The sequence below is a fragment of the Burkholderia sp. KCJ3K979 genome (assembly GCF_016759955.1).
In the GTDB taxonomy this organism is placed as follows: domain Bacteria; phylum Pseudomonadota; class Gammaproteobacteria; order Burkholderiales; family Burkholderiaceae; genus Burkholderia; species Burkholderia orbicola.
Window position 1 is genome coordinate 1 of record NZ_JACFYV010000298.1, and the last position, 6,699, is coordinate 6,699.

Below are 6,699 nucleotides of genomic sequence, written 5' to 3' on the forward strand. Positions count from 1 at the left end.
CGTCGAGGAGCGTGCGGCCGCGGCCCGCGGCTACATCGCGTATTCGGGCCCCTTCAACGTCGACGACGACGGCACGTTGACCCATGAAATGGACGTCAGCCTGTATCCGAACTGGATCGGCAACGTCCAGCAGCGTGTCGTCAGCCTGGACGGCGACCGGCTGCAGCTCGGCACCGCCGGACCGGTGCGGATCGCCGGCTGGGAGGTCGAACCGGTGATCGTCTGGGCGCGCGCTCGCCGCTGAGCGCCTCGGCGGCGCCGCACGGCCAGCGCTCAGCCGATCGCGGCAACGACGCCGAGCCGCCGCACCGCGGCGCAAGCCGTTCCGACGGCTGCGCGCATCACTTGCCGGCCTTCTTGGCCGCTTTCTGCGCCGCCTGCGCCTTCATCTGCCCGAACAGTTCCGAGCACGGCACGTCGCGGTTGTTGCTCGGCGCGATCAGCGGGATCAGCGCCGCGAACGGGTTGATCAGCCCGAGCCCGACCATCGCGCCGGCGCGCAGCGCGAGCGCGCCCGCATCGACGCCGACCTTCGGGTTCTTGAACGTGCCCTTCGCATATAACGGCGAGCGCAGCGAGAAGATCCGGAAGCCCTTCGTGTGCGGATGGATCTTCAGGTCGAGCGATTCGTCGCGCAGGTTGATCGGGCCGTCGACGTTGATGAGCGCATCGTCGGTATCGAGCGCGAAGACCTTCGGGTCGAGCATGCCGTCGGTCGCGACGAAATCGATCGCCGCGCAATTGATGTTGACGTCGCGGTTGCCGAACAGCTTCTCGTAGACGACGTTCGCGACGTTCAACCCCGCGGCCTCCATCAGCAGGCGGCTGATGCGGCCGTTGGTGATGAGCGCCTTCACTTCGCCGGTCGACGTCGCCGCGAGCGCGGCCGGCGAATTGCCCGTTGCCGACAGCGACGCGTCGCCGTTGATTTCGCCGAACGCCGTCTGCATCACCTTCTGCGTCGGGAACAGCTGCTTGAGCTTCAGATGCCGTGCGGCCAGTGTGAAACGGCCCTTGAGCGGCGTGCGGCTGCCGTCGAGATGCGCATTCGTCGCGAGCGTGCCGCCCGCGACGCCGAACTGCAGCGGCTCCAGCGTCAGCACGCCGTCCTGCATCAGAATGTGCGTGTACAGGTTCGTGATCGGCAGGTCCGCGCTCTTGATCAGCTTGCGGCCGGTGAACTTCACGTCCGCATCGATCGCGCTCCACCGTTCGGTGCGGAACGCCGCGACCGGCAGCACGCGGTCGGGCGGCTGGCGCGTCGTGTCGCCGCGCTTCTTCTTGCTCGCGGCCGAGTCGGCGCCGATCACCGGCGCGAGGTCGGAGAACTGCAGCAGGTTCGACACGAGTTCACCCGACAGCTTCGGCCGCGGCTCGCGCTGCGCCCAGGTGAGCGTGCCGCCGAGATCGCTACCGCCAACGCGACCGTTGAAGTTCTCGTAGCGGAAGGTGCTCGCGTTCGGCTTGAAGTTGCCGATCAGGCGCCCTTCGGTCGCGTAAGGCGGCGTATCGGGCAGCGTGATGCCGGTGAGCTGGTAAAGGTGCGACATCGACGTGCCCTGCAGCCACAGCCGCAGGTCGAGCGCCGCGAGATGCCTAGGATCGGTCAGCGTGCCGACGATCGCGAGCCGCGTATCGCCGGCCTTCACGTCGGCCTGCAGCGGGAACGGCTGCGACGTATCCTGGATCGCGAGCACGCCGCCGACCTTGCCGGTGCCGCTGATCGGCACGTTCTTGTAGCGGCCGTCGACCTTCAGCCCGAATGCATAGGTGGGGCCGGACGGCTTCGCGGGCGCCGCGGCCCCGCTCGCGCCGGACGCGGCAGCGGCCGCCGGCGCGGAAGGCGCGGACGAAGCGGATGCACCGGACGAAGCTGAAGCAGCCGAAGCAACGCCGCTCGCAGCCGACGCACCCGAGGCCGCGGCCGCACTCGCCCCCGACGCGCCCGACGCCCCCGACGCGGCTTGCGCATCGGCCTTCGCGCCCAGTTGCGCGGCGCCATGCTTGCCGACGCGCTGCGCCGACGCCGCACGCGACGTCTGCTCCTGCTCCTTCAGCACGTCGCCGAGCGGGATCGGCTGCCCGAGCGTATCGATCGCGACGGCCAGGTCGGCCTTCGTGATCGCATCGCGATACGTGACGGTGCCCTTCGCGAAACCGAAGCTGTCGAGCCGCACCTTCCACCGCGAAGGCTGCGACGATTGCTTGAACTGGAAGGTCCACGTATTGCTGCCGTCCGCGCGCCGTTCGAGATCGACGGCAGGATTCACGACGTCGATCGACGGGATGACGATTTCATGCGCCAGCAGCGGCAGGAGCGCGAGATCGAAGTGCGCGGCATCGAGCGTGACGAACTTGGGCGCCTGCGCCCAGTCGGGATTGCCGATCTCGAGTTGCGTGGCGGAGAAACTCGGCCAGGGCACCCATGCACGCCAGCCGGTCTCGCCATCGGGACGACGCCAGCCGACCCTGAGATCCCCGTTGATCGCGAACGGGCGGCCGAGCGCGGTACTCACCTGTTCGTTGACCCACGGTTTCGCGCGGTTCCAGTCGAACGTGAAGATAAAGATGCCGGCCGCCGCGATGAGCACCGCGACGATACCGACGATCCATGCAGCCGATTTGCCGATGGCTCGGGTTAGCGTCATGGCGGTTCCGTTGTTGTTCTGAAGCGTTGCCGCGCCATGCCGGGCCGCTTGCGTGGACGAACGGCGCACGACAACTGCGGCTTTTCAATCGGTATTATGGCGCACGACATGGCGGCCTTTTGGCGCCATTAACGCTTTTTTTCATTTTTGACATGACCTCCCCCACCGGCCTCATCGACGCGCAGCACATCACGCGGCGCGACGCCAGCAGCGGCAAGACGCTGCTCGCCCCGACCGATTTCAGTCTCGCCGCGGGATCGCGAATTGCTATCACCGGGCCATCCGGGTCGGGCAAGAGCGTGCTGCTGCGCGCGCTCGCGCTGCTCGATCCGCTCGACGGCGGCCGCCTCCTGTGGCGCGGCCGGCGGGTCCGGCGCAGCGCGATTCCGCGCTACCGGCGCAGCGTCGCGTATGTCCGCCAGCGCCCCGCGCAGATGGACGGCACGGTCGAAGCGCAGTTGCGCTACCCGTACTCGCTCGCGATCTATCGCGACGTCGCGTTCGACCGCGCCCGCGCCGAAGCGCTCGCCGCGCAGGCCGGCCGCGGCGCCGATTTTCTCGACAAGCGCGCGAGCGACCTGTCCGGCGGCGAAGCGCAGATCACCGCGCTGCTGCGCGTGCTGCAACTCGATCCCGACGTGCTGCTGCTCGACGAGCCGACCTCCGCCCTCGATCCCGAATCGGCGCGCGCGATCGAAGCGCTCATCGGTGCGTGGTTCGACGCGGCGCCCGATGCGCGCGCCTACATGTGGATCTCGCACGATCCGGCCCAGGCCGCGCGGATCGCCACGATGCGGCTCGTGATGCAGGCCGGCGTCCTGCACGCGGCCCACCCGACGGAGGCTGCGCAATGAGCCCGGCACTGCAGGACCTGAGCCTCGTCGATGTCGGCATCGCCGCCGCGCTCGTCGCCGTCAACGGGGCGATCTCCGCGGCGCTGTCGCTCGGCCTCGGCCGCAAGCTCGCGCTCGCGGCGGTGCGCACCGTCGTGCAGTTGCTCGCGATCGGCTACGTGCTCGGCTGGGTGTTCGGCCATCCGCACTGGTACGTCGTGCTGCCGCTCACCGCGCTGATGACGCTGATCGCCGGTTTCGCCGGCGCGGGGCGCGGCAAGCGCACGTATCGCGGCCAGCGCGTCGACAGCATCGCGTCGATCTGGTTCAGCAGCTGGTTCGTCGCGGCGGTCGGTCTGTTCGTCGTGATCCGCATCCATCCGTGGTTCGCGCCGCAATACGCGATCCCGATCCTCGGGATGATTCTCGGCAATACGCTGACCGGCGTATCGCTCGGCGTCGAGCGGATGATGGAAGAGCTCACGGCGCGCCGCGATCGTGTCGAAACCGCGCTGGCGCTCGGCGCGACGCGCTGGGAGGCCGCGCAGGACGCCGCGCGGCAGGCCGTGCGCGCCGGCATGCTGCCGACGCTGAACCAGATGGCGGTGGTCGGCGTCGTGAGCCTGCCGGGGATGATGACGGGCCAGGTGCTGGCCGGCCAGTCGCCGCTGCAGGCCGTGCGTTACCAGATCGTGATCATGTTCCTGATCGCCGCGGCGTCCGCGCTCGGCACCGTGGGCGCGGTGCTGATGACCTATCGCCGGCTGTTCTCGGCCGATCACCGCTTCCTCGCTTCGCGGCTCGAAGAGCGCACGCGGTGACGCGCGGCGGCGCGCTGCGCGGTCAGCACGCGCCTGCGACGTTTCATCGGAACGTGATGATCGGGAGGACAGAATGCGGGCGCGCATGACGTGACATCCGCATGACATCGCGCAGCGCCGTTGCACGGTCGTGGCACCGTACCGCGAAGCAGGCAGCGGCACGCATTGCAACGGCGGCACGGCACGCGCTGCTCGCGTGCCGCCCTGCTCGCTCCGGCCATCAAACCGGTTGCGCACGCACCGAACGAAACGCCGGCCCGCGCGCGCCGCTCAATGCTTGATCGACACCGTCACCCGGGTGCCGTCGCTCATCGACACGGATTTCGAGCCGCCGTTGGTCGGAATCGACACCCACTTCACCTGGCTTACCGACACGACGTCCGGACACTGCAGCGACTTGCCCCCGGCCGTCACGCCGCGCGTGCCCTTCGGCGCGGCCGCCTGGAAGCTCAACTGCACGTTGGCGACACCCTTGGCGTCGACCGACGGTGCGAGCCGCACCTGGGTCTGCCGCACCATCGCGCCGTTCGCGTCGCGCGGCAGGTTGTCGGCGTTCGGGCAGCCGTCCGGCATCGCGACCGCGCCGCTCGGCGGCACCGACTTCCAGTTGAAATCGTCCGTCTCGCCCGAGCGGATCTTGCGGGTCTCCTGCGTATTGCCGAAGGTCTTCGAGTCGACCTTGACGGTGTATTCGAGCTGTCCCGTCCCGCCGCCCTTCAGGCTGCCCTTGACCGGCGGCGCCGCGAATACGCTCGCGCTGACGCACGCCGCCGAGAACACGACCGACCACGATGCGGCGACTGACAAGCTGCGTTGGCTCATGCTGACCTCCTTGTAATGCGGCGGCACGCGCGTGCCGCGCGGTTTTCGATGCATGATGCGCTGCCAGTCTACCGCCAAGCGCGGTGCAATGCGCCGCAAACGCATCGGGTGTTACCCCGCTTGCGTTCGCGGCGCCGCAACCTTACGCACTCCCGCTCAGAAACCGCTGAGCACCAGCTTGCCGATCGCGCGCCCGCCCTCGAGCATCTGATGCGCGCGCCGCACGTTCGCCGCGTTGATCGTGCCGAGTTGCTCGCCGAGCGTCGTGCGCAGCGTGCCGGCGTCGACGAGCCGCGCCACTTCGCCGAGGATCTTGTGCTGCTCGATCATGTCCGGCGTCTCGAACATCGCACGCGTGAACATGAACTCCCAGTGAAACGCCGCGCTCTTCGCCTTCAGCAATTCGACCGGCACCGGCTTCGCGTTCTCGACGATCGTGCAAATGCCGCCCTGCGGCCGGATAACTTCCGCGGCGGCCGGGAAATGATGGTCGGTATCGTTGAAGATCAGCACGTAGTCGACGCTCGGATGGCCGGCCTCGCGCAACTGCGCAGGCAGGTCGCCGAAATGGTCGACCACCGCATCCGCGCCGAGCGCGCGCACCCATTCGGCCGACGCCGGCCGCGACGCGGTCGCGATCACTTTCAGCTTGCCGAGCGTCTTCGCGAGCTGGATCGCGATCGAGCCCACGCCGCCCGCGCCGCCGATGATCAGCACCGACTTGCCGGCATCCGCACCCTGCGGCGACACGCGCAACCGGTCGAACAGCGCTTCCCACGCGGTCAGCGCGGTGAGCGGCAGCGCGGCGGCGGCCGCGAAGTCGAGCGTGCGCGGCTTCAACGCGGCGATCCGCTCGTCGACCGCATGGAATTCGCTGTTCGCGCCGGGCCGCGTGATGCTGCCCGCGTAGAACACCTCGTCGCCGGGCCGGAACAGCGTGACGTCGGCGCCGACCGCGACGACCGTGCCGGCCGCATCCCAGCCGAGCACGCGCGGCGTCTCCTCGACCTGCGGCTTCGGCGCACGCACCTTGGTGTCGACCGGGTTCACGGAAATCGCCTCGACCTTCACGAGCAGATCGCGCGGGCCCGGCACGGGCTGCGGCAGTTCGACGTCGAGCAACGCTTGCGGGTCGTCGATCGGCAGATAACGGGTCAATCCAACGGCTTTCATCTCGATACTCCTTTCAGGGGAATCCGGCAGGCTGCGGCGCAACCTCCATGCGTGCCATCGTAGGCAACCCGATCCTTCGAGAAAACCGCTATATTTCCTGAAACATTTTCAGGAATTTCAGAATAATGACGTCCGATCCCGGGTCCGATCCGATTCCCGCGCCCGACAAGCCGCTCGACCTGCTCGACATCGCGCTGTTCGTGCGCGCGGCGCTGCTCGCGAACGTCACCGCGGCCGGGCGCGAATTCGGCGTGTCGGCCGCGGTCGCGAGCGCGCGCATTGCCCAGCTCGAACGGCAGCTCGGCGCGCGGCTGCTGCACCGCACCACGCGCCGCATCAGCCTCACGCAGGACGGCGAAGTCTTCATGGCGCGCGCCGACGCGCTGCTGGCGGCCGCCGACG

At 68.7% G+C, this 6,699-nt stretch carries 7 protein-coding genes; 4 read left to right on the forward strand and 3 right to left on the reverse strand.

Annotated features, from left to right (window positions below; translation table 11 throughout):
• On the forward strand, positions 1-244 hold a 244-nt coding region (locus tag H3O04_RS32950), incomplete at its 5' end, for a lipocalin-like domain-containing protein (protein ID WP_202589282.1).
• 97 nt (positions 245-341) lie between these two features.
• Here the strand turns inward: H3O04_RS32950 and H3O04_RS32955 are convergent.
• Entirely contained in the window at positions 342-2,648 is a 2,307-nt protein-coding gene (locus tag H3O04_RS32955) for an AsmA family protein (RefSeq protein WP_202589283.1), read from the reverse strand.
• 152 nt (positions 2,649-2,800) lie between these two features.
• Between H3O04_RS32955 and H3O04_RS32960 the strand changes: the two genes are divergently transcribed.
• Positions 2,801-3,502 (forward strand): ABC transporter ATP-binding protein, encoded by a 702-nt coding sequence (locus tag H3O04_RS32960; RefSeq protein ID WP_006475927.1) that lies wholly within the window; start codon positions 2,801-2,803, stop codon positions 3,500-3,502.
• Positions 3,499-4,302 (forward strand): ABC transporter permease, encoded by an 804-nt coding sequence (locus H3O04_RS32965; protein ID WP_034174107.1) that lies wholly within the window; start codon positions 3,499-3,501, stop codon positions 4,300-4,302. Before H3O04_RS32960 ends, H3O04_RS32965 begins: the two co-directional genes overlap by 4 nt.
• A gap of 270 nt (positions 4,303-4,572) precedes the next feature.
• Here the strand turns inward: H3O04_RS32965 and H3O04_RS32970 are convergent, their stop codons facing one another.
• Together H3O04_RS32970 and H3O04_RS32975 are read right to left on the reverse strand one after the other, a co-directional pair.
• Positions 4,573-5,124 (reverse strand): DUF6013 family protein, encoded by a 552-nt coding sequence (locus tag H3O04_RS32970; protein WP_202589284.1) that lies wholly within the window; start codon positions 5,122-5,124, stop codon positions 4,573-4,575.
• Positions 5,125-5,280: 156 nt separating this feature from the next.
• On the reverse strand, positions 5,281-6,297 hold the full coding sequence (locus tag H3O04_RS32975) for a zinc-binding alcohol dehydrogenase family protein (RefSeq protein ID WP_078040922.1): 1,017 nt from the start codon (positions 6,295-6,297) through the stop codon (positions 5,281-5,283).
• Positions 6,298-6,422: 125 nt separating this feature from the next.
• Here H3O04_RS32975 and H3O04_RS32980 point away from each other — a divergent pair.
• On the forward strand, positions 6,423-6,699 hold a 277-nt coding region (locus H3O04_RS32980; RefSeq protein WP_202589285.1), incomplete at its 3' end, for a helix-turn-helix domain-containing protein.

Coding starts and splice junctions, on each gene's coding strand:
- H3O04_RS32955 (WP_202589283.1), bottom strand. CDS start 2,648: ATGACGCTAACCCGAGCCATCGGCAAATCGGCTGCATGGATCGTCGGT.
- H3O04_RS32960 (WP_006475927.1), top strand. CDS start 2,801: ATGACCTCCCCCACCGGCCTCATCGACGCGCAGCACATCACGCGGCGC.
- H3O04_RS32965 (WP_034174107.1), top strand. CDS start 3,499: ATGAGCCCGGCACTGCAGGACCTGAGCCTCGTCGATGTCGGCATCGCC.
- H3O04_RS32970 (WP_202589284.1), bottom strand. CDS start 5,124: ATGAGCCAACGCAGCTTGTCAGTCGCCGCATCGTGGTCGGTCGTGTTC.
- H3O04_RS32975 (WP_078040922.1), bottom strand. CDS start 6,297: ATGAAAGCCGTTGGATTGACCCGTTATCTGCCGATCGACGACCCGCAA.